Source organism: Paenibacillus sp. FSL K6-1318, assembly GCF_037976905.1.
GTDB lineage: Bacteria > Bacillota > Bacilli > Paenibacillales > Paenibacillaceae > Paenibacillus > Paenibacillus amylolyticus_A.
This window is the reverse complement of record NZ_CP150270.1, coordinates 3,700,756-3,723,935: the sequence shown is the minus strand read 5'-3', so window position 1 is coordinate 3,723,935 and position 23,180 is coordinate 3,700,756. Positions and strand designations below refer to the sequence as shown.

The 23,180-nt window shown below is 46.6% G+C and carries 15 protein-coding genes and 1 pseudogene; 10 read left to right on the top strand and 6 right to left on the bottom strand.

What is annotated here, in order from left to right:
* Positions 1-81 precede the first annotated feature (81 nt).
* The 4 genes from NYE45_RS16255 to NYE45_RS16240 form a co-directional block, all read right to left on the bottom strand.
* Positions 82-1,266 (bottom strand): MFS transporter, encoded by a 1,185-nt coding sequence (locus NYE45_RS16255; protein WP_340013179.1) that lies wholly within the window; start codon positions 1,264-1,266, stop codon positions 82-84.
* Positions 1,267-1,497: 231 nt separating this feature from the next.
* Positions 1,498-1,782: a metalloregulator ArsR/SmtB family transcription factor gene (locus NYE45_RS16250; RefSeq protein WP_340013177.1), complete on the bottom strand. Its 285-nt coding sequence runs from the start codon at positions 1,780-1,782 to the stop codon at positions 1,498-1,500.
* Positions 1,783-1,944: 162 nt separating this feature from the next.
* On the bottom strand, positions 1,945-2,286 hold the full coding sequence (locus NYE45_RS16245) for a ribosomal protein L7/L12 (protein WP_340013175.1): 342 nt from the start codon (positions 2,284-2,286) through the stop codon (positions 1,945-1,947).
* A gap of 43 nt (positions 2,287-2,329) precedes the next feature.
* Positions 2,330-3,529 carry a cytochrome P450 gene (locus NYE45_RS16240; RefSeq protein WP_340013174.1) on the bottom strand — a complete coding sequence of 400 codons (1,200 nt, stop codon included), beginning with the start codon at positions 3,527-3,529 and terminating at the stop codon, positions 2,330-2,332.
* Positions 3,530-3,717: 188 nt separating this feature from the next.
* On the opposite strand from NYE45_RS16240, the pseudogene NYE45_RS16235 reads away from it, so the two are divergent.
* The 8 genes and pseudogenes from NYE45_RS16235 (at position 3,718) to NYE45_RS16200 (ending at position 18,338) form a co-directional block, all read left to right on the top strand.
* Positions 3,718-4,697, top strand: a pseudogene (locus tag NYE45_RS16235) (aldo/keto reductase).
* 408 nt (positions 4,698-5,105) lie between these two features.
* Positions 5,106-6,206 carry an AAA family ATPase gene (locus NYE45_RS16230; RefSeq protein WP_340013172.1) on the top strand — a complete coding sequence of 367 codons (1,101 nt, stop codon included), beginning with the start codon at positions 5,106-5,108 and terminating at the stop codon, positions 6,204-6,206.
* Entirely contained in the window at positions 6,194-8,662 is a 2,469-nt protein-coding gene (locus NYE45_RS16225; RefSeq protein ID WP_340013171.1) for a DUF5682 family protein, read from the top strand. The genes NYE45_RS16230 and NYE45_RS16225 overlap by 13 nt, the downstream gene beginning before the upstream one ends.
* Entirely contained in the window at positions 8,647-9,870 is a 1,224-nt protein-coding gene (locus NYE45_RS16220; protein WP_340013170.1) for a VWA domain-containing protein, read from the top strand. The genes NYE45_RS16225 and NYE45_RS16220 overlap by 16 nt, the downstream gene beginning before the upstream one ends.
* 19 nt (positions 9,871-9,889) lie before the next feature.
* On the top strand, positions 9,890-13,447 hold the full coding sequence (locus NYE45_RS16215; RefSeq protein WP_340013169.1) for a DUF4132 domain-containing protein: 3,558 nt from the start codon (positions 9,890-9,892) through the stop codon (positions 13,445-13,447).
* A gap of 100 nt (positions 13,448-13,547) precedes the next feature.
* Positions 13,548-15,284, top strand: a complete 1,737-nt coding sequence (locus NYE45_RS16210) for a hypothetical protein (protein WP_340013168.1) — start codon at positions 13,548-13,550, stop codon at positions 15,282-15,284.
* A 7-nt stretch (positions 15,285-15,291) separates the two neighbouring features.
* Positions 15,292-15,549 (top strand): hypothetical protein, encoded by a 258-nt coding sequence (locus tag NYE45_RS16205; RefSeq protein ID WP_340013167.1) that lies wholly within the window; start codon positions 15,292-15,294, stop codon positions 15,547-15,549.
* Between the two features lie 281 nt (positions 15,550-15,830).
* Entirely contained in the window at positions 15,831-18,338 is a 2,508-nt protein-coding gene (locus NYE45_RS16200) for a WG repeat-containing protein (protein WP_340013166.1), read from the top strand.
* Positions 18,339-18,573: 235 nt separating this feature from the next.
* Here the strand turns inward: NYE45_RS16200 and NYE45_RS16195 are convergent, their stop codons facing one another.
* Together NYE45_RS16195 and NYE45_RS16190 are read right to left on the bottom strand one after the other, a co-directional pair.
* The gene (locus NYE45_RS16195; RefSeq protein ID WP_340013165.1) at positions 18,574-19,947 is read right to left on the bottom strand and encodes an LLM class flavin-dependent oxidoreductase; all 1,374 of its coding nucleotides are present in this window, start codon (positions 19,945-19,947) and stop codon (positions 18,574-18,576) included.
* A gap of 196 nt (positions 19,948-20,143) precedes the next feature.
* On the bottom strand, positions 20,144-21,058 hold the full coding sequence (locus NYE45_RS16190) for a LysR family transcriptional regulator (RefSeq protein ID WP_340013164.1): 915 nt from the start codon (positions 21,056-21,058) through the stop codon (positions 20,144-20,146).
* Between the two features lie 153 nt (positions 21,059-21,211).
* On the opposite strand from NYE45_RS16190, the gene NYE45_RS16185 reads away from it, so the two are divergent.
* Both NYE45_RS16185 and NYE45_RS16180 read left to right on the top strand, forming a co-directional pair.
* On the top strand, positions 21,212-21,868 hold the full coding sequence (locus NYE45_RS16185) for a carboxymuconolactone decarboxylase family protein (RefSeq protein WP_340013162.1): 657 nt from the start codon (positions 21,212-21,214) through the stop codon (positions 21,866-21,868).
* Positions 21,869-21,936: 68 nt separating this feature from the next.
* Positions 21,937-23,127: an amidohydrolase gene (locus tag NYE45_RS16180; RefSeq protein ID WP_340013160.1), complete on the top strand. Its 1,191-nt coding sequence runs from the start codon at positions 21,937-21,939 to the stop codon at positions 23,125-23,127.
* Positions 23,128-23,180: the final 53 nt, after the last annotated feature.

Sequence of the window (23,180 nt, the reverse complement as noted above, 5' to 3'; positions counted from 1 at the left end):
CTGTTAAAATGGTTAAAGAGAGGCCACTGTATGCGTACAGTGCCTCTCTTTTTAGTTTGTTTTTTGTACTACGAACTCATATCAGGCAGCGTTATGCGATGTATCGGTGTGTGTACTTTTCGCAGATGCTAAACGATATGAGCTTATAACGATGATGATGGCAACAGCGACTCCGACAGCTCCAATCCAGGTAATCGATGACAATGAAACGCTGCTGACCGCGATTCCGCCAATACCTGCTCCGGCAGCCATCGCCAGTTGCATCACCGAACTATTCAGACTAAGCATGATGCCTGAGGATTCCGGAGCCATGGTGACAAGGTTATATTGCTGAGTTGGACCCGAAGACCAGGCGGCAAAAGACCATAAAATCAGAACAAGGAAGACAGCAAGATGAGAGCTTGCCGTTATATTCAGCAGGATCAGACTCACGATATGCAGTGTCATGCCCGTGATCAGCGTTCGTTTGACACCCAATCTGTCCGCACTGAATCCTCCAACTTTTGAACCGATCAGACTTGCTATGCCAAATGCAAGTAAAGCTGAACTGAGCAGTGCTTCACTCATTCCTGCGACGGATACAAGATAAGGTGAGATATACGTGTAGGCAATGGAATACCCACCTAACCAGAAAAAGGTCACCAGCAGTGCCAAAACAATTCGTGGTTGTTTGAGCAAAGACAGTTGGTTCTTCAATGGAACAGGTGCTTCTGCTTTGGAAGGCGGAATGGCGGCCGCGATCACCAACATGGCGAGAACGCCAAGAACGGCTATGCCGGCAAAAACAAGCTTCCAATCCCAAGATGCAGCCACAAGCCTTCCGAGCGGAACGCCAACAATCAAAGAAGCCGTAAATCCAGTGATTACTGTGGCGATTGCACTAGCTTGTTTGCCCTCCGCCGCTATTTGGGAAGCGACCGTTAATGTCGTGACAACAACAACGCCCGCGCCTAAAGCCATCAAGACACGTGCTGCGACGAACAGTCCATAACCCGGCAATAGATAGGCAAGCACATTAGCCACAACGAATAGACCGAGGAAGTATAGCAACAGCTTGCGACGGTCCCAGCGCGAAGTCAGTGCAATAATGACAGGTGTACCTAGCGCATATACGAGTGAAAAAATCGTAATGAGCTGTCCGGCAGCGATTAAAGAGATATTCATGGTATCTGCAATTCGATCCAAAATGCCGGCAATGACATATTCGGACGTTCCTACTAGGAAGCTGACCAAGGCAAGAACATAGATTTTGAGCGTAGAAGACATGGAAACATAACCTCTTTCTGATTGTAATTATTATATTTTTAGAAATATAGAAATAAAGACAAGAGAACAAGACATAAATACTGTGAATGCACCCCATTTGCGCGAGTGGTAATGTTACAACCTAGATCATGAAAATTGGCATAAGCGTAAACTTATGTGACCTAGTTCTACTATCAAATATTGTACATTGTTCGATATTTCTAATTATATAGAAATATAACTCAAATTTTTTTATTTATTGAGCAGATAGGGAACAAACTTTTGCGCAGTCTCTGTGTTCAGGCTGTAGTAAATATACGTACCTTTCTTCTGCGATGTAAGTAGGCCGCAATCGGACAACTGCTTCAGATGATGAGACAGAGTCGATAGGGCAACGGTAACAAGGCGGCTCTCCAGATCGGCAGGACACAGATTGCTTTCGCCCGATAGAATCTGAATGATTTTGTAGCGTGTTTGCTCACCCAGTGCTTTATGAATTTTGACGACTTGTTCGAGTTCATTTGAGTTTGGTTGCATCATGATCTGTCCTTTCGTCTTTATTTATTATTTCTAGTAATATAGAAATAACAGTATCATATGTCTTTTAAAAAGTAAACTCTCGGTGAAGGTTCCACCTTTCTTCTGATTTAACAGCCGAAAGTCTGGAATAACTTCCTCGAGAGTTATGTGGGTTGTAGATTAGCGATCTAGGGAATCAACATAGTCCTTGGCTTCTTTTAAAGATAGACCGCGGGCTTCACGCAGTCGTTTGATTGCCATAATTTTTTTTCCTTGTTGTATAAGTACAATTAGCTCCTGATCCAGATCCGTTGGGGCTGGTTGGCTTGTGTGGGAAGGGGATGCTTCCTTAGGCGATAATGTGTAATTGAAGTCAGAGCGGGCGCTGCTGGTCGAACCGTTCTCCAGACGCTCGACATCTCTTTTCAATTCATTCAATTGGCGTTGCAGGCTGGTGACTCTGACCAGTAACACAAAGATCAGAAGCAGCAAAACGATCCATACCAAGGTGTTCATTTCCATGATGTCATGTGCCTCACTTTCATTTATTCATGTTTAATAGCCATTATTTAAGTTGAACCGGGATCTCCTTGACACCACGCACAATCATGCCGGGTCTCCATTCGAGTTCATTCACGTCTGCCTGTAGCTGCATATTGGGAAAACGATTCAGAAGTGTACTGACTGCAATCTCGCCTTCCAGACGTGCAAGCGGTGCTCCGAGGCAGAGGTGAATGCCTGTGCCAAAGGCCAGATGAGAACTCTTCTCGCGGGTAATGTCAAAGACATCAGCATCCTTGAACTGCTGTTCGTCCCGATTAGCCGAATCAAGCGCAACGATGACAAGTTCACCTTGAGCGATATGCTGTCCACGAAATTCGATATCTTCCAGAGCCCAGCGGGACGTACTGAACTCCACCGGCCCGTTATAGCGCAACATCTCTTCAATGGCCTTGTGAATAAGCTCGGGCTGCTTAATGAGCAGTTCGCGTTGCTCCGGATGCTCCAGCAGGGCAAGAATTCCATTGCCGATGAGATTAACCGTCGTTTCGTGGCCCGCGATGATTAACAAGGAGACTACGCCAAGCAGTTCTTGTTCAGTCAACTGCTGCCCGGATTCCTCTGCTATGACGAGTTGACTGATCAGATCAGTCCCGGGTTCTTTGCGCACTTTCGCGAACCAAGTCGTCAGGTATTCCGTAAACTCCCTGGCATGCTGCTCGAATAGCTCTGCGCTCTCAGCTGTGGAAGCATCGATTACCGTATTGGACCACATGCGGAATTTGTCACGATCCTCAATAGGGACGCCCAAAATCTCACTAATGACGATGATGGGCAGCGGGAAGGCGAAGTCATCGATCAGATTCATTTTTTCCTGTGACGGAAGGTTGTCCAGTAGTTCATCAGCAATGTCCTGAATATGGCTTCTCATGTCTGCAATCAACTTAGGGGTGAATGCTTTCTGTACAAGTCCCCGAAGACGGCGATGATCTGGTGGATCGGAGAACAGCATGTTATTGACAAAGATACTTTGATTTTCAGGTCCATAACGTTTGGCGATATCCTTAGTGAAGCGAGGATCTTTCAGGATCTGGACTGCATCCTCGTATCGGGTAATGATCCAGCCGAACTCCCCGTGAGGAAACATAACTCTAAAAACGGGCTCCTCTTTTCTTAAGTTTTCATATACCGGATAAGGGTTATGCGTGAATTCTTTGGTGAAAAACGCTGGCTTTGAGGACTCTTTGGTTTCATTCGGATTCAAATGCAAAATCTCCTCTCATATTCCTGCATAATACCTGCACCTTCTATATATTCAATACACAAGCTTTTGAAACCTTGTTTTTGAGCCGTACGGATGAAGGAGCAGGAAAATAGAGGAAGATAGAAGAAGACATGTAGAGAAGATTGATCATTGTGCTTCGTAAAAATGAAAATGAGGTGAATGCTGATATGTCTTACGCACAACTTCCCTTGCATCACTACCAGATTCCGGCAAGTCGAATGGTTCTTGGCTGTATGCGGTTTGGGGGTGAATGGGATGGGCTTCCCATTACTCCAGATCTTGTTGTGGAAGGTCATCGGGCGGTAGAAGCTGCTATTGAAATAGGCATTAATCACTTTGATCTGGCGGATATATATATACACGTGGTAAGGCAGAGCATGTCTTGGGGCGAGTTTTATCCGAAACTCCTGGTTTGCGTGAACAGATCATTATACAGTCCAAGTGTGGTATACGCCTTGTAGGTGATGATGAAGGACCGCAGCGTTTTGACACCTCAGGTGCACATATCCTGGCGAGTGTGGACGGGATTCTGGAACGACTCGGCGTCGATTATCTGGATATTTTACTGCTGCACCGTCCTGATCCGCTCGCCCATCCACAAGAAATTGGGGAAGCACTGGCTGAGTTGCATCAATCTGGTAAAGTGCGCCATTTTGGTGTGTCCAACATGGGTTCTGAACAGATTCGCCTCCTTCAGCTCTACAGTAAAGTGCCTTTGATTGTGAATCAGTTGGAGATGAGTCTGGATAAAATCGGATTCGTGGAAGCTGGTGTTACGGTGAATCGACCGCAAGCCAGAGATAACGTGTTTCCCTATGGCACGATGGAATATTGTCAGGCAGAGCATATTCAATTGCAAGCTTGGGGGCCTCTTGCTCAAGGGCGATTTACTGGGAGGGTGGTTGAGGGGCAACGCCCGGAAATTGAGCATACGGCACAATTGGTTGATCGCATGGCCAAGGAGCGTGGTGTTACACCTGAATCCATCGTATTGGCTTGGTTAATGAAGCATCCAGCAGGTATTCAGCCCGTGATTGGTTCAATTCGACCAGAGCGGATTCTGGCCTGCCGTGATGCGACAAAGGTTGAGCTAACCCGATATGAGTGGTACGAGCTGTATTCAGCTTCGTGTGGGCGTAGAATGTAAGTAGCGACTTCTGAGAGATTGGTTAGTTTAGATATTGGGTGAAATTTGAACATATAAGAAGACGCAGGCTGCTAATAGCCTGTGTTTTTCTTTGTGATATTCAGCTTCATTTGGTTGAAACACAATATGGAGCGTGTAATGATTCATAAGATCATACGGCCCACAATACGAATACTTTTGTAATAAGCATCCTGATTCACGACGGAAACCAGTGTGTTGACATGGCTGTAAGGATATTTCACCTTCATATTTGTGCTATACACTATGTCCAAGGACTTAGGAAGAGTGCTGATAAGAAGGACGTTTCAACCATTTTTATCGTTTTACCGGGTAGTTGATGGAGTGCTGTGATAAAATGATAGGAATAAGAACATACGATCTGTTTATGTGAGAGGAGACACCTTGACGATGGAGATGCTTAAACCACCCGCCGAGATATTATACGAGGTTGAATTACGTGCACTGCGAGAAGAGGATCAGGGCAAACGCCCCCCGAACTGGCTATTATCTCCCGCCTATGTGCGCGATTTTATTATAGGCAGGGATAAGCCAGCGCTATTAAATGGAGAAGAGATCCCGATTACTCGTAAATTCTATGGCAATGACGTGTTAATAGAACGTGCCGTGGTCACTCTGGCAGGCAATCGAGGGTTAATGCTTGTGGGAGAACCCGGAACAGCCAAGACCATGCTTAGTGAACTGCTAACCGCAGCGATCTCCGGAACCAGTCTAAACACGATTCAGGGTACAGCAGGCACGACGGAAGATATGATCAAGTATTCATGGAATTACGCCATGCTGCTCGATAAAGGTCCTTCGGAAGCCGCGCTTGTGCCATCGCCGTTGTATAGCGGAATGAAGAAAGGCATTCTTACCCGTTTTGAAGAGATTACACGTTGTCCCGCTGAAGCGCAGGATAGTCTGATCAGTATTCTCAGTGACAAGGTCATGAGCATTCCTGAACTGGATGGCGGTGTACTATTTGCCCAGCCAGGATTTAACGTCATTGCTACAGCCAATATTCGGGATAAAGGTGTAAACGAAATGAGCGGTGCCTTGAAGCGTCGGTTCAATTTTGAAACGATCAAGCCCATTCATAACGTGAAGATGGAAGCCAAAATCATTGAATCCCAGGCACGAAGCCTGTTATTACATAGTGGAATTGATATTGACATTAACCCGGATGTGGTTGAATTGCTGGCTACAACATTTATGGAACTGCGCACCGGCATGACACGGGAAGGATACAAGCTCGACACACCTCAAGCATCCATGAGCACGGCGGAAGCGGTGTCTGTCTATGTCCAGAGTGCGATGACCTCCTATTATTACGAAGATAAGGCTATTGCGCTGGATCGGTTGGTGCAGAACATGCTGGGGACCATTGCGAAGGAAAACGACAAGGATCTGTCCATTCTCAAAACCTACTTCTCCAAGGTCGTGAAAGAGCGTTCCAGGGAAGAGGGAATGTGGAAGGACTATTATGAGGAGAGAAAATGGATCGGTTAACAGCAGTACTGGACCCTGATGTTGATCAGTTACAATCCTTGTTCGAGTCTCAGGTGTATAACCTGAGTAATCCTGCGGTCTATTATCCAATACGACACCATAGCCCTGCATGTTCATATCACTTGTTACGATTAATCGGGGAGTACAAGCCGGATATCATCCTGATCGAAGGACCGGAGAGTGGTAATCCATTAATTTCGGTGCTGAGTGATGAAGCAACCATACCTCCTGTCAGTCTGTACTATACCTATGAGAGTGAACTGGAGAGAGAAGCCTGCTATTATCCGATGCTTCGTTATTCGCCTGAATATGTCGCTTTGAAAGAAGCAAAACGCCTGGACATCCCAGCAAAGTTTATTGATCTGGACTATCGTCACTTCTCCACTCGTGCATCCAAGTCCGGTCAGACAGAACAGAAGGAAGTCTCCATCCAGGACGAAACCTTGCTTGCGGGGTCTGATTTCATTAACCGGTTGTGCCAAAAAACAAACTGTCGCAGTTTTGATGAATTGTGGGAAAAGGTGTTTGAGATTGGTGGTCTGGAGAAATCCACTTGGGAGTTTGTACAGGATGTATTCACCTATTGTACTCTGTCCCGAATGTGTTATTCCACGGAACGATTACAGTCTTCAGGTGATCTGGCAAGAGAAGCCCATATGAGACAACGTATTAAACAAGCAGTAGAGGAGCATGACCGTGTGCTTGTCATTACGGGTGGATTTCATACGTATGGACTGTTGATGTCAGAGAAACATGAATCCGAAATGGAACATCCAGAAATGGATAAACAGCTTGCAGACCAACGTTTGGATGGACGAGGTAATCCAGGTACGTCTCAACAAAGTGCGGTTGATCCAGATACGGTTCACCAACAAATGTACCCAATGGTATATACCTTTGCTGAAGCGGATCGGCTCAATGGATATGCGAGCGGCATGCCTTATGTGAATTATTACGATCAGATCTGGAACCAGCTGCTTCGCAAAAAGAGTACACCGTATAATCTAACGGCTCTGGACTTATTATCCCGCCTGATGCGCAAATTACGGGATGGTCACGAGCATGTATCAACGAGTGATGCGATCGAGGCGTACAGCATGATTCAGGGTCTTGCCGGGCTTCGGGGTAAAAGGGAAGGCGGCGTCTATGAGTTGATGGATGCAGCACTCTCTTCCTTTGTGAAGGGGGAGCTTACCTTGGCTACCGATAAATCTCTGCAAGAGCTGCAGCAGTTATTGACAGGAGACGTCATTGGAAGCGTGGCTCCCAATTCATTCAGTATTCCTATCGTGGAGGACTTCAAGGCACGTTGTACAGGGTACAAACTGCAGATCCGTACAACTGGACAGCACAAGAAAGTACTGGATTTGTATGCGAAACCGGAGCACCGTCAGATAAGTCAATTGATTCAGTGTATCACGTATCTGGTTCCGGAATTCGCTAAACGGCAATCCGGGCCGGACTGGATCGCAGAACGTGACATGAATCTCGTACGCGAAACCTGGGTTTATATGTACTCATCTCGCATTGAAGCCAGATTGATAGAGAACTCTCTCTATGGCGGAACGCTTGTTGGAGCGGCTACACGCAAAATGGAAGAACAAATGCAAGAAATACCGGATCATCATAGTGGTGAACTTGCCCGACTAATGCTTCAAGCGCTGCTCATGGGGCTTCAGGACACAGCGATGAAACTGTATGAACAGGTGCGCTCAGCACTGAGAACCGACGGGAATTTCCTTTCCTTATGTAATAGTCTGCATGTCTTGAACCGAATTCATCAGCACCGCAGGCTACTGGGATTATCTGACGAGCAACATCTCCCTGAGCTGGTATCCGAGGCTTACAGGAACGCCGTAGACAAGCTGTTACAGCTCTCCAGAGCCAACCCGGATGAACATGAAGCCATTATTCAGGGATTGAAACTGCTAGCCATGCTCGCGGAGTCATCAGAGGAGCATTTTCAGGATGAGACATTCCGAATTCACCTGAATGAGCTTCTGTCTGATCACCAGCTTCCGGCTCAGCTGGAAGGTGTGTGTGTTGCTATTTCCTCAGGGCTCGGCGACAGGCCCAGGGAAGAGATTGTTGATCGTGCACGTGGATATATCCATGGTACACCGGATCAGACTCGTCAAACGGCACTTTTTTTACAGGGAGTATTCTCTGTAGCGCGTGACGCTTTTTTATATGAAGATCAGTTGTTGTCCGAGTTAAATGGTTTGATTGAACAGCTATCATACGACGATTTCATCAGTATGGTACCGGAATTGCGGTTGGCATTCACCTACTTTACACCAATGGAGACGGGCTTGATTGCTGAGCGGGTTGCGAGTCTGCATCAGGTTGAGCCAGAGGAAATGTTGAGGCCTGCGGTTGATGAGCAGATGCTGATCCAGTCCAAAGCATGGGATGAAGCGCTTCGAAAGGAGTTTGCCGCATGGAAGCTAACATGAATGAAGCGAATCGGATAACGAAAGAAACCGGAGAAACGGACAAAACCTTCAATCCGGATGGAAGCAACCAAGGGGATCATTCTTCTGCTGAAACCTTGAATCGATGGCGTCTGATTCTTGGTGAATCCGCCGAAGAAGGGTTGTGTAATACAGACCAATACACTTCGGAAGAATTTCAATATACGGAAATCGATGAGATTCTGGGTTATCTGTATAACCGTGAATACGGTGAAGAACAAGGTTACCGAAAAGAGGGAGGACGCGGTGCGTCTAACCTGACTGTACCGAAATGGTTGCACAAAGTCAGGGACCTATTTCCCAAACCAACAGTAGAAATATTGGAGAAACAGGCGCTTGACCGCTATGGACTGACAGAATTATTAACGGACAAAAAGTTGCTTGAATCCCTTGAACCGAACATGAATCTGCTCAAGAACATTATGCAATTCAAAGGACGGATGAAGGGTGAGGTGTTAAAGAGCGCCAAGGAGATCGTGCGAACCGTAGTTGAGGAGCTGCGCAGCAAGCTGGAATCGCAGACCCGAGCCAGTATCATGGGCAAACGCAGTCGCTATACCTCCAGTTCAGTACGATCCTTGCGCAATCTGAATTTCAAGCGAACCATCACCAAGAACTTGAAGAATTACGATAAAAACAAGCGCAGGTTTGTAATTGATCGTCTGTATTTTGACGGGAGTATACAGCCCCATAACAAGTGGAACATCATCATTGGTGTGGACGAAAGTGGCAGTATGCTGGATTCAGTCATCTACAGTTCGGTAATGGCAAGCATCTTCTATCGCTTGAATGCGCTGCGCACGAAATTATTTATATTTGATACGCAGGTTGTTGATCTGAGCGACAGGCTGGAAGACCCCGTAGATGTGCTCATGAATGTACAGCTCGGCGGGGGAACACATATTACCAAAGCGTTGCGTTATGGCGAGACGCTAATCGATAATCCGGGCAAAACCATCTTTATTCTGGTCAGTGATCTGGAGGAAGGTTACCCGATTGCGCAGATGTACAAAGCCTGTAAAGATATCATCGATGCAGGATGCAAGCTACTGGTTCTCACCGCACTCGATTTTAACGGGGATTCAGTCTATAACAAACATGCAGCACAGACCTTAACGAATATGGGCGCTCATGTAGCAGCAATTACCCCAAACGAGTTGGCAGATTGGATTGGCGAGATCATCACTTAAATTTGAGGAGGAATGTGTAATGCTTACCGCAGACCGCGCAGTAGAAACTTTGGTGGAGAAATTCGCAGTGACCTGTTCAAACGAGTATTCATTAAAAACAGACCGAAGCTCCGAAATTATTGATTATGTATTGGGAACGACAGACAAGTTCCCGGATATGATGGGAAATTCGAGTCATTATGTGTATCAAACAATTGATCTGCTTATGAAGCTCGCCAAAAAAGACGATGGAGATATCTTTTACCGGGCCGGGGCTATTGTGATATATCTAGAATCCAATTATTCCAAAAGAAGTTCATGGAGAACGGATGCTTTTACTGTCTGTATGGGAAATGATTCAGAAGCCTACGGATTGAGCGGGAAGAGCAAAAGCGCTGATCGCATGGCTGGGTTGTTGGGCCGGTTGGAGAAGATCAAACAGTTTGCGGGCGAGAACGAAATTTCGGCTGAATTAAAGAGCAAATTAAAGCGTGCCCAGTGGCTTTTTGATTCCAAAAAGGCTGACACCCAGGGGGATTATCGAGATGTAATCAATGCGTTAATGCTGCTACAACTATATTCAAAACTCAGTGACACGGCCTCTCATCTTGCAGAGGTTCAATCTTCTGTTCAATCGTTACCCGTGTTGTTTCAACATGTGATGGCTAATGATCCAGATAAGTTGCGGGACGAGCTACATACGTTGATTGAACCTGTAGTGGTCGGTAATATTCAAGGGAAACATAACGGATCATCCCAAGAATTGAAGGATGAATTCCTCAAAGAAAAGCGCAGTCGGCTCATAGCTGAGCTGTATCCCAATACGTCTTTCTCTTCAAAAGAGCAATGTTCAAACACCGTATTCCATCAAACGATGGTACTGGTGAGTGGCGCTTTGCTGTACCTGATTAACATTAGTGGGGGTAAACAACGGTTCCTTGATACAAATAGTGAGATTGGGCATGTTTTGCTTCACACAATACATCAATTACATGAGATTTATCCACTTGAAGTTCGCCGTTACTTGCTGAGTATGGACCCTAGAGCAAAGAGTCCAAATGATCTGCTTGCTGGACTTGTGCCTCTGGATGAGCCTTATCAGTTGGTTGAAATGTTGCGGGACGAGCTTAATTCGTACACGGTATCTTGGAACATGTTACAATCTGGAATCGCGAATCGTCCTGAACAAGCGATTCGAGCATACGAGATTATAAAACCGCCATTCCTGAAACTCTGCATTCAGAAATTCATGGAGGATCAAGGATTGACATTGCCTAATGCGGAGGGCTCACTGGAGCAAGCGGTATTTAACGCTCTTCGGCATCCTTTGGACGGGGGACGTCAAGGACTTGCGATTGCAAGATACTTAGGTGGGGAAAATACCCTGGAGGAATATTGGGAGGACCCGAATAGTCGCGGGTTGTTTAATCAATTGAATCGGGATAAGAAGCGTGTTCACAACCTCATCAGTATTAGTTTTCTGCCCTTGGACTCGGAGGCAATGCGCAGGTTCGCAATTCTGACCACTCATCCCGATTGGACACTGGATATTATCTCGGACATGTACAATTCATACGCGTTTAGTGGAGAGCAGCTGCTTCAACGTTATGGGCAAGATCCTGAGGTGCAACGTGATAAATTGCTAACCAGCCTGATCTCACTTAATGGCATGACCGACTACAGATATAAATCCATGCCGCATGACGAATACCGCCGAATCATTCAGCAGAATCTGGACTATGCACTGACACAGTACAAGAAACTGCCAACAGATACACGCATTTTAATTCTGGAGATTACCTTTGAACAGCGTGATGAGTTATCGAAGAAAATAATGGCCGAAGCGATTCGTGCCGGATTGCAGGATTCTTCCAAAAAGGCTAACGGCGTGGCGTTAGCGGAATTCAACCGAATTCCTGATCAGGACTTGTATACACTCGTATACCTCTCGGAGAAAAAAGTGGGAATCAAAGAAATGGCTCTGACCGCAATCCGCAGTCTGGAAAACAGCAAGGAACTGTACGGTGAGCTTTTGAAGAAAGAGAAGTCCGATGAGTGGAAGAGCTTGATCCAAATTCTGCTGGATACCGCAGATTTAAGTCCAGAGTATGCCCATGCTGCACTCGCTGATCAGGCAGATGCCAAAAAGTTGTCGAGACTGAGCTGGTTGTCCTTAAAAGATCTCCCTTCACTGATACGTATTGAAGACAATCAGCCTTTAGATGACCGGATTAAGCAGTATGCTTTGGTCCAATCATTGGATCATACATCCGGTCCTAATGAACGGTTGAATGAATTACGAGATTACGTAAGTGAGGCATCGCTCGCTCGTTTTGCAAGTGAACTGCTCCAGGTCTGGATTCAGGAAGGTGCTCCTGCAAAAGAGAAATGGGTGATGTATGTATCAGCACTCTTTGGTGATATTCAGATTGTAAATATCCTGGCTCCGCAAATTAAGGAATGGACAGAAAATAGCCGCGGCGCGATTGCAGCAGATGCTGTGAAAGTGCTCGCTTACTTGAAAGATCCATCTGCTCTTATGGCAATCGACAAGATCAAACGTGGCGTGAAGAACCGTCAGGTGAAAGGTGCAGCAGAAGAAGCGTTGCAGCTTGCAGCCGATAATATGGGACTTACCTCGGAACAACTGGAGGATCGGCTGGTCACCACACTTGGTTTTGATGAAAAAGGAACCATGCAGCTTAGTTACGGAGAGCGCTCATTCCTGATTAAGGTGAATGGAGACTTGCAAGTCGTTGTCTTGAATGAAGAAACGGGCAAATCCGTGAAGAGCCTGCCTGCTCCTGCACAGAAAGATGATGCTGAACTGGCGGCACAATCCAAGGCGCGTTTCACGCAACTGAAAAAAGATCTCAAATCCATGGTCAGTATTCAGGCACAGCGTCTGGAAGAGTCATTGTCCAAACAACGTCTATGGTCTGCTGATGAGTGGAAAGCCCTGTTTGTACAAAATGTAATTATGCAGAAATTTGCTGTTGGTCTGATCTGGGGAACGTATGAGGATGGCGCTCTGATCAGCACGTTCCGTTATATGGAGGATGGCACATTCAATTCCGTGGATGAGGATGAGGTTGATCTGCCTTCAGGTGCGCAGGTAGGACTTATACACCCGCTGGAATTGGATCAGGCTACCCTTGAAGGTTGGACAACGCAGTTGGAGGATTACGAGATCAAGCAGCCATTCGAACAATTGAATCGTGAGATTTACCAGCCTGAAGATGAGGATAAAACGAAGAATGAATACGATCATTTGCCGGAGTCCGATTTTTCGCCCACGGCATTCCCTAAAGCACTGGAGAAATACGGCTGGATCAAAGGACCGGCACAGGACGGCGGCTGGTATCATGAATTTTATAAAGAGTACGGAGATCTTGTTGCAGAATTGCAATTCAGTGGTACGAGCATCACGTATTACGAGGGATTGGATGACATTACACTGGAATCCCTTCATTTCTTCAAACCGAATAACAAGCAATATTATTACTATGGTGACAACAAACCCATTGCTCTAGGCAACGTTCCAGGTCGCGTGTTCAGTGAAACGATCTACGATATTCTGAGAGCAACGGGGCGTTGATGACGTGAGTGGATTCAAGGGAAAATTCCGGATTTTTTCGAAGCTGTGTACGGAGGATTATTTGATCCGGTACGCCAACAAGGGGTTGTACAAAAGGTCTTTGAAAGAGTTGGACAATGGTGTAAGTGTAACGTACACATGGAATGCATCATCTGTGAGTTGTCAGCTCAGTGACGGGACACACTGTACGCTCGAAAATACGCTGGACCATTGGGAGTGCTCCTGCCCTGCAGAACATATCTGCAAGCATGTGCTGATCGCAATTCTATATGATCAACGGGAACATTCGTCAGAGGATTCGATGAGTGTAGACGAAAAGCATGTGCCGGATAAGGACTCAGGGATATCGAATAATGCTTCGTCGGACGCACCAAAAGACGTATCGGTAACAGAATCAGTAACAAACTTAGTATTAAACGTGGACGATCCAAGCGAAGTTCCGCATTCAGCATCACGTGAGATCGAGTCTCGCTTCCGCTGGATGACGGAGTCTGACCTTACTGTGTTAATTAAGTCATATAGTTCTTCCATGATTGAGGAAGTTGTTTTCCGATTGAGATACCCAGAAGAAATTAAGATCATCGAAGATTCACTTCTTACGGTGCATCTGACAAGCCAGAATATCGAGGTATCTTTTACGGAGGAACCGAACCTTGCAAAAGCTCTTTGTAAAGTGCCGCAGACAGCCGGGAAGATGGCCAAGCTGGAAGCTTTGCTACGATATCGGGTACTAAGAGGCCTGGATGATACGGATGCATTAAGTGGAAGGGTGTACGAAGCCAAGTTCTCAATGCAGACGGCGCAGGAATGTCGCGTGATGCTGGCAGGATTGTTGAAGACGGGACTGGCCCGTCTTCCTCAGTCCTATATGGCACAACTGGAGACCTTGGCAATCGCAGCTCATAGTGGCAACCTGCCTGACATAGAACGCAGTTTACGAGGGATTCAAGGGGAACTACAGTTGTTTTTCAACAGACATATACGTTTCTCCATGCAATCCATGTTGGATCGGGTAAGCAAGCTGTATCTTGCACTCCAGGTTCTTGAAGAAGAAAAGGTATCTGTCATTCAGCAGAGTCAGCTCATTGGCAGTTTTCGAAGTAAATACTATACGGTTCCTTCACTTCACCTGTATGGACTGGGAGCTGATGCGTGGGAGACACGATCCGGTTTCCGTGGAATCACCTATTACTTCTATTGTTTCGATGATGCGGAAATCTACACGTATAGTGATGTACGTGCTGTATATTATGATGATCAGCAGTTCTCGTATACAGAGCATTATGGTGCATTCACACCATGGTTGCCTAATCTGACCTTTCGCCAGTTCGTAGGTGAAGAAGTTCAATTCCATTCAGTTAAAGTGAATGAAGAACGCCGGATCTCTTCCGGGGAAGGTGCAAAGCTTACGATTTTGCCACGAACAGGTATGGAAACGTTGAATATGGACAAGTACATGCAAGATGTAACGTCTGTACTTCAAGAGGAATCGCGATCGTTCGATTTGTTTGCTGCGCCTAGAGAACGACTGGCTGTGATCAAAGTTGCTCGAATAGTGGACCATAACTTTGTCAAACAAACTCAGGATCTTGTCCTGACGGTTGAGAATGCCGAAGGAGAACGATTGGCACTTACTCTCCAGTATTCAACTGATTGGCAAACGATGATCCAAAGACTGGAGTCAGGATATGGTTCTCAATCGCTTGAACATTTCTATGCCTTTGTTCGTGTGGAACCCAAACGGATTAGCCCGATCAGTTTCCTGAAGGGTCAAACGGTGCTCAGTCTGAAACTGGATATTGGCAATGGAAGGATGGGGAGACTTGGAAGAGCATAATCAGTTCATGCAGAAAATTAGCGGCTGGTCAGAAGAGTTGCTGCTGCGCGGGTTATCCCAGTTTACGATCCGAGATATTGAGGTGCTTGAGCAGCTCGCAGTGGAGTCCTTACGGTTGCAGAAGAATTTTCTTCATGAATTGCTGAATCACGTCATTAACGAGGGGCGTAGCGTGGCTCTTGGACAAGGTGATGAAGAGCTGCTGTTATCTCAGTATTGTCGTCTCACCCAATATGTACAGCTCAGTATGCAAGAAGAGGCGTGATACTGGTTAGTATTACAAGCGAAGGTACATGAAGCGATATGATGTAGTAAATAAGATGTATTATAGAATATAAGAAGATTTGCAGAAGGCGACAAGGCCACTGCAAATCTTTTTTTATCGTGGAGTTCGATGTATTACAGATCGAAAAATATCTTCATTTAATGTTTGTTTAGAAAAAGGATGAGAATTTCAATTGTTCTCAGTTATATTCGTTCTGATGTCATATCCCGATTTATGACGCATACCATTAGGCGAATGCGGTCATAAGGGAGGAAACTGAGATGTCCATGAGCGAACCGCTGTTAACGCAAATTGTGAATCAACATATTCCGGCTGGTGCAACGGTCGTCACTATTGATAAACCTGTTCAACATCCAGCGATCTACGCGGCAGACCTTACTGGTGACGGTATGCCGGAGATTGCTGCAGTCTACCAGTTGAATGGTGAGCTGTACCTGCTCATTCTGAAATTTGTTCAAGGACATTGGATCAAGATGGCACTAATCAAGGGATTGGGGTATGGGGTGACTTTAATGACTGCAGCCCCTGTAACCTCAACAGCAAGGAACAATCTCATCATCGGTTGGCGGATTGGTTCTATTTGGTCTAAGCTTGCTGTATATGAGTGGACGGAATCAGGGCTCAAAGATTTGGCGCCTGACGATCTATACTATAGCTTTGCAGAGATTATAGATATGCCTGGTCAGCATGGCCGTGATGGAAAAGTGGAGATTGCACTCTGGATCCATGACACAGGTGAAGCCTACCGTGTGGAGATTATCCGATGGCAGAATGGGAAATGGGTTCCTGCACCGGACGTATATGCAACCTATTATCCAAAAGTGGTGCAATATTACGAGCAACTAACCCAGCAATATCCTGATTATATCTTCTACTGGTATTACCTTGCGGATGCTCAGTTCCACGCAGGCCAGTATCCGGCAGCACTCGCTTCCGTTCAAAAAGCACTCAGCTTCCCGGAAGCGTACCCTTCCAGAGAGGCGCTGCTCGAGCTGGAAAAGAAAATTAAACAGGCGATGGTCCCTATAAGTCATGCCCGGGTAGCGACATGGTTATATCCGATCTCCGTTCGAACCACGAGTGGGACACGTTGGGGGTATATGGATGCGCAGGGACATGTTCGGCTAGAGCCGGTTCTGGATGACGCACAAGCGTTTCAGCCCAATGGATTGGCTGTAGTTGTGAAGGACGGCCATGCTGGTGTGATTAATCTTCAAGGGCAGTATGTCGTTCAACCTGTATACGATTCCATCAATTCCTTTTCTGAAGAACGAGCGATGGTGATTGATTCTCAAGGATTTAAGATGATTAATGAACAAGGCACGGTCCTGACCAAACGGGCATACTCGTATATCTCGAATATGAAGGACGGCCGAGCGTTGTTTTACGATTCTAATCCTGGTCAGGCAGATGGATCGGTGAGTCTGTATGGTTATCTGGATGCCTCAGGCAATGAGGTGATTCCGGCACAGTTCGTGTCAGGGAATGATTTTCAAGATGGCAAAGCGGTTGTGCAGATCAAGGATAATGAATATGCGCTCATTAATCGCAATGGACATCGGCTCGCGACGTATCCATTTGCTTATGTGGGACCGTTAGGAGATGGACTGCTCGCTTTTCAAAAAGAGGCCTCGGGCAAATATGGGTACATCGACGAACGGGGTAATATTCGCATTCAGCCCAAGTTTTCATCGGCATTTCCTTTTAGCGATGGGCAAGCAATTGTCAATACAGCGGAGGATTACAAGTCCATCTATGGTGTCATTAATACGCAAGGATCATTTATCATTCAACCTGCCTATAATGACATCCGCGAACTAGGCGAGCATCGTTATGCGCTGGGGCAAGCAATTAATCCGGAGCAGCCTTATATCGGCTCTGTGTATGCGATCGCAGATACCAACGGTAGAAGGCTTACGGAGTTTGTTTATCGCGATGTGGGCAATTACAAAAACGGCCTTGCTTCCGCATCGGATGGCAGACAGACCTATCTGCTGGATCTGAGTGGCAGACCTGCCACTGGGTATCCCCATGTAGAAGGTTCGGGTACGCTAGAAGTTGTGGCACCAGATCTAATTAAGGCGTATGTAGACCAGCGCTTATCTTATGTGAACCGCGCCGGACAGATCATCTGGCGTCAAAATACAATCGTTCCTCTTCATCCGCCGTACCGTGTACGCGAAGAGAAGTACAAACCGAACAGGGATTATCTCGTATATTATCCGCAGGTGGAGGGATTGACAAACCAAGCGGAGCAGCTTGCGCTGAATGCCAAGTTGAAGCAGCTGTCTCAGGTTAAACCAATCCCTGCCGATCAGCAGCTGGATTACACGTATACAGGGGATTTTGATATTACGTTCTATCAGCAGCAATTGCTGCAACTGCAACTTACAGGTTATAACTATCCCGCGGGTGCTGCACACGGTATGCCTACGATGATCTATGCGATCATTAATCTGACGAATGGTCAGTTGTATGAGCTGAAGGATCTATTTAAGCCAAATAGTGACTATGTAAAAGTGTTGAGCCAGATTGTGGGGGATCAGATCAAAAATGATCCTCAATACTCGTATGTGTTTCCGGACACGTATACGGGGATTAGTGCGGATCAGCCGTTCTTTGTTACAGCAGATGCTCTGCATCTCTACTTCAATCCCTATGATATTGCTCCCTATGCAGCAGGATTTCCAACGTTTACGATTCCTTTTACCCAGATCAAGGATATCATTGATACAGAAGGTTCGTTCTGGAAAGCATTCCACATGTGATTATTCACTAAGAGATGGATAATATCGAGGCTTCTCAACAATAGTTGAGGGGCTTTTGATGTGTAATGAGACTAAAACAGGCAGCTTGCGATCAACGCAAGCTGCCTTTTACAACTAATATCATGGTTAAAAAGAGCAATGCGAAGAAGAAGTCTCAAAAAAACTAGCTTCATCCCATCTTCTCGGCACTGAAAATCAGACTTTTTGATGCTATTTTTCAGTGGTAAGAAAAGCTTCATCGATTCGAATTCGCGGGGGAATAACGGTATGCAGCACCTGGATGATCGTCGGGCAGTCGTGTGTTGTTTTTGCCAAATAATCGTTCGCGCAGCGTATCTTCTTCATATTCAGTTCGGAACATGCCGCGTTTCTGTAATTCTGGAACGACCAGATTGACAAAATCCAGATGAGTCTGAGGCAGAATGTATCGCTCCAGATTAAATCCGTCAATCCCCGTATCCTCCACCCAACGTTGCATCTCATCTGCAATCTCTTCAGCAGTACCCACACTGACAATTCCCCTGTATTCCTTGCCTGCAAAATCATCCATGACTTGGCCTACCGTTGGAATGTGCACTGCATGTTTCGTGTAACGTTCGGTGTGGGAACGGCCTTGCTCCGTTTTGATTCCGGTGAATGGCGCATTCGGATCAAGTGCCGTGAGATCAATGCCTGTCGAGGACTGATAGGTGAGCAGTGCTGCTTCCCTGCTTTGGTATGTACGATACTCCTCATACTTTTTGCTGGCCCCTTCGCTGGTATGACCAACAATAGCCGATAGCCCGGTAAATATTTTGATGTGATGAGGCTGCCTTCCATGTTGAACTGCTCTACGTCTGATGTCATCCACTTGTGCCTTGAGTGCTTCTATCGTAGGTGCTTTCAGAAATACACCTTCGGCGTGCTTGGCCGCAAAATCTCGTCCCCGATCCGAACTTCCTGCCTGGAATAGAACGGGCGTGCGCTGAATGGAGGGTTCACTTGCGTGAGCGGCTTTTAGCCGGAAATAGGGACCTTCGTGATCAACAACATGAATTTTGTCCGCTCTGGCGTATAACCGACTGGCTTTATCCACAACGACAGCATCATCTTCCCAGCTTCCTTCTAGCAGTTTATAACTCACCTCCATGAAATCCTCGGCCTGATCATATCTCTCCTGATGGTTCAGCACCTGATCTCTGCCAAAGGCGGCGGCGCCGCTTGTTCCACCTGTAGCTACCACATTCCATCCGATGCGCCCCTGTGTCAGGTGGTCCAGTGTTGAGAAGCGTCTCGCATTCGGGAAGGGCTGTTCATACGTGGGAGAAGCTGTAGTGACAAAACCCAGATGTTTTGTATGTGACGCAAGAGCGGAGAGCGCCAGCATGGGATCATTGGAAGGGGTGTATACCGCTTCACGGTATGCGAGTTCAGGCTTTAATTCCGGATAACCGTAAGAGTCTGCAAAAAATATAAAGTCGAATTTGCCACGCTCCAGAATCTGGACCAATTCAATCCACAAATCCAGACGATTATAGCGATGGCTCTGATTGGCGGGGTGGGCCCATAGGCCTTGGGTCATTTGATTCGGATTATGGATGTCGAATACACCCAGATGTATTTTTTTCATAATTAGAAGAACTCCTTTCGATGCATACAAGTAGGCTCAATCGTTCTGAGCCTTTTCAAGTGAGCTTATAGGAATACCCCGATTTTGTACAATTGAAAAATGTAAATTCACCATTTACAAAAACAAATTACAAAATTAAACCCGTTCCGAAAAGAACGGGTTTTCTAGTCGTTAATCTGATGCTACAGCATTACATTTAACGGGATTGAGCCATAACAGGTTCGTCTGGAATCGTCCGTAGACGTTTGATTTCATCCACAAGTTCCTCGGTGATCTTGCTTGAAGTGGAGCTGTTCTTCCGGGTTAACACACCGAGTCTCGGACCATTCATGAGATTGCGAACCGGGCGGGTGATCGTGCCGGGGATGGGAGGTGAGACTGCGACAACCGGAGCCAGAGCGATCCCCATATTGGCCTGTACAAAATACTTCAATACCGTGATGCCGTCCACCAGAATGGGGCTCCGCTGTAATTGTCCGATCTGGCTACTGATCATCTCTTCAATCCGAATACGGAACGAGCAGGTTCCCGGAGTCAACAGAAAGGTTTCGCCCTTCAGGTCTTTCAGATGAATCTCTTGTTTATGTTGAAGGGGATGCGAGGCGGGCAGAAGCAACGTGATGTCTTCATATAGAAGGGGCTGGAAATCCAGCTGGATATGAGGTTCGGCTTCATTGCACAGTGCGATATCAATCTCATCATCCAATAACATGCGCATCAGATCTTTGGTTGTGCTGATTCTGACCTGCACCTGAACCTTGGGCTTTTGTTCGGAGAAACGGCGTAAAATCTCGGGCAGACGGCTGCTAGCCGAAGGCTCCGATGCACCGATCCGAATGATGCCTGCATCCCCATGCATGAAATCGGTCAGGGCGACATTGAGTTCATCGTATTCTCTCAATAACAGATCTGCACGTTCGTTCAGCAGCCGGCCCGCACTGGTCAGGGTAATCGTTTTGCCGCGTTCGAAGAGTTTCATGCCCAGCTCTTCCTCCAGCTTTTTGATTTGCATCGTAATTGTAGGTTGCGAATATTGAAGAGCTTCAGCGGCGCGTTGAAAATTACCGTATTTCACGATGGCCTGAAATGTCTTGATGAGCCGGATTTCCAAAGCGTTCAACCCTCTCGTATTAAAATTTATAAATTAGAGATTTATGTTTTTCAATTATACATGTCCGACATTTTCAATTATTATAGCAGATATCCAATTAAAACAGTAGGAATACCTTTTAATTGAGTCCGTTATGTCACAGGAGGCTTTATCATGACTCAAAATTTGTATACACGTCCAACTCCCGCAGCTTCTACCAAACTGTTTGCTTATGCACCTGAAGCTTTTCAAGCCTTTGGAGAATTTAACAAACAGACATTCGCAGAAGGCGCACTGACCGTTAAAGTGAAGGAGTACATCGCTGTGGCAGCAGCACACATTACCGGATGCCCATATTGCATCGAAGCTCACGTCGGCAAAGCCAAAGGACAAGAAGCTACGTTCGAAGAGTTGCTCGAAGCTGTTGCAGTAGGTGCAGCCATCAATGCACACTCGGCCTTTTACAATTCAATTCACACATGGAATGCATATAACGAAGAAGCGAATACCGAACTGTATGCATTGGACCACATTGAACGGATTGAGCGGCTGGAGGAAACGAATGAAGGGTTGTATACGTCTTTTGTGGAGTATATCAATCGTACGCTCGTTCCTGAACGTATTGGTGTGAAAGACAAGTTTCTGATCGCTGTTGGGGCCAGTCATGTGACCGGTAATGCGTACAGTATCGAGATCTTTACACGAAAAGCTAAGGCGGAAGGTGTTACGCTCGAAGAACTGGCGGAGACCATTCTGGTTGCCAGTGCACTCAAAGCAGGCGCAGCCATTGCACATCGTGTGAATGCTCTCGCCGCCTATGAACGGGAATAGTCCGAATCACAACTAAGCTAGAGTCTGAGAGAGAAAAAGTATGTTTACATTCCGAAGGAGGATGAATGATGACCCTATCCAATATTTTACGAGAGTTACCTTCTGAAATACGTGAACAGACCATTGCATGGCGGAGGCATTTTCATCAGTATCCCGAGCTATCCTTTCAGGAGGCAGAAACGGCTCAATATATTGATGACACTCTTCGGACGTTTGCCGGACTGGAGATCAGTCGCCCAACGCCGACCAGTGTTGTAGCCAGATTGATTGGATCCAAACCGGGCAAAACGCTTGCCCTGCGTGCGGATATCGACGCACTCCCGATTACCGAAGCGACAGAAAGTGATTATGTATCGACTCGTCCAGGTGTGATGCATGCTTGTGGCCATGACGGCCACACCGCTATGCTGCTCGCTACAGCCCGCATTTTCGCAGAACGAAAGGAACAGCTGCATGGTGAGATTCGCTTCATCTTCCAGCATGCGGAGGAAAGTCCTCCCGGTGGAGCTATAGAGCTTGTCGAGGCAGGTGTTCTGGACGGTGTCGACTGGATTGTGGGACAGCATCTGGCTTCCTTGTTGCCGATTGGAAAAGTGGGCATCGTCTATGGGGAGATGATGGCTTCGCCAGATAATTTTACTTTGACCGTACAAGGCTATGGTGGGCACGCAGGCTTCCCGCATCGCTCGGTAGATACGATCTCCATCGGGGCCCAGATCGTAACGAACCTACAGCACATCGTGTCCCGATACACCGATCCATTGGAACGACTGGTTGTATCAGTTACGCAATTCACGGGTGGATCATCCCATAATGTTATTCCAGATCAAGTGATCATCAAGGGTACGGTGCGTAGCTTTAACGCACAAATCCGCGAAGAGGCGCCAATACAGCTTCGCCGAATCGCTGAAGGTATCGCCCATGCACATGGTGCCGAGGTTACCTTGGATTATGTATGGGGTTATCATCCTGTCGTGAATGATGAAGCGCTGACGCGTCGTGTGGAAGATGTGATTGTTGGCGTGCTAGGACAGGATGCGATCGAATATGTGCAGCCAGGCATGGGTGGAGAGGATTTCTCAGCGTATCAGCAAGTCGTTCCCGGTACGTTCATTAACATTGGCGCGGGCAACGTGGATCAGGACATTGTCTTCCCGCACCATCACCCCAAATTCGCTATTGATGAAGAAGCGCTGCCCATTGGTGTCCTGGTGTATGTCAAGATTGCAGAGTGTCTGCTTGAGTGGAACGAAACCTGAGTCAACTTACATCCAACAGCTTCCTGATCATACGAACGTACACAAAACGTTTG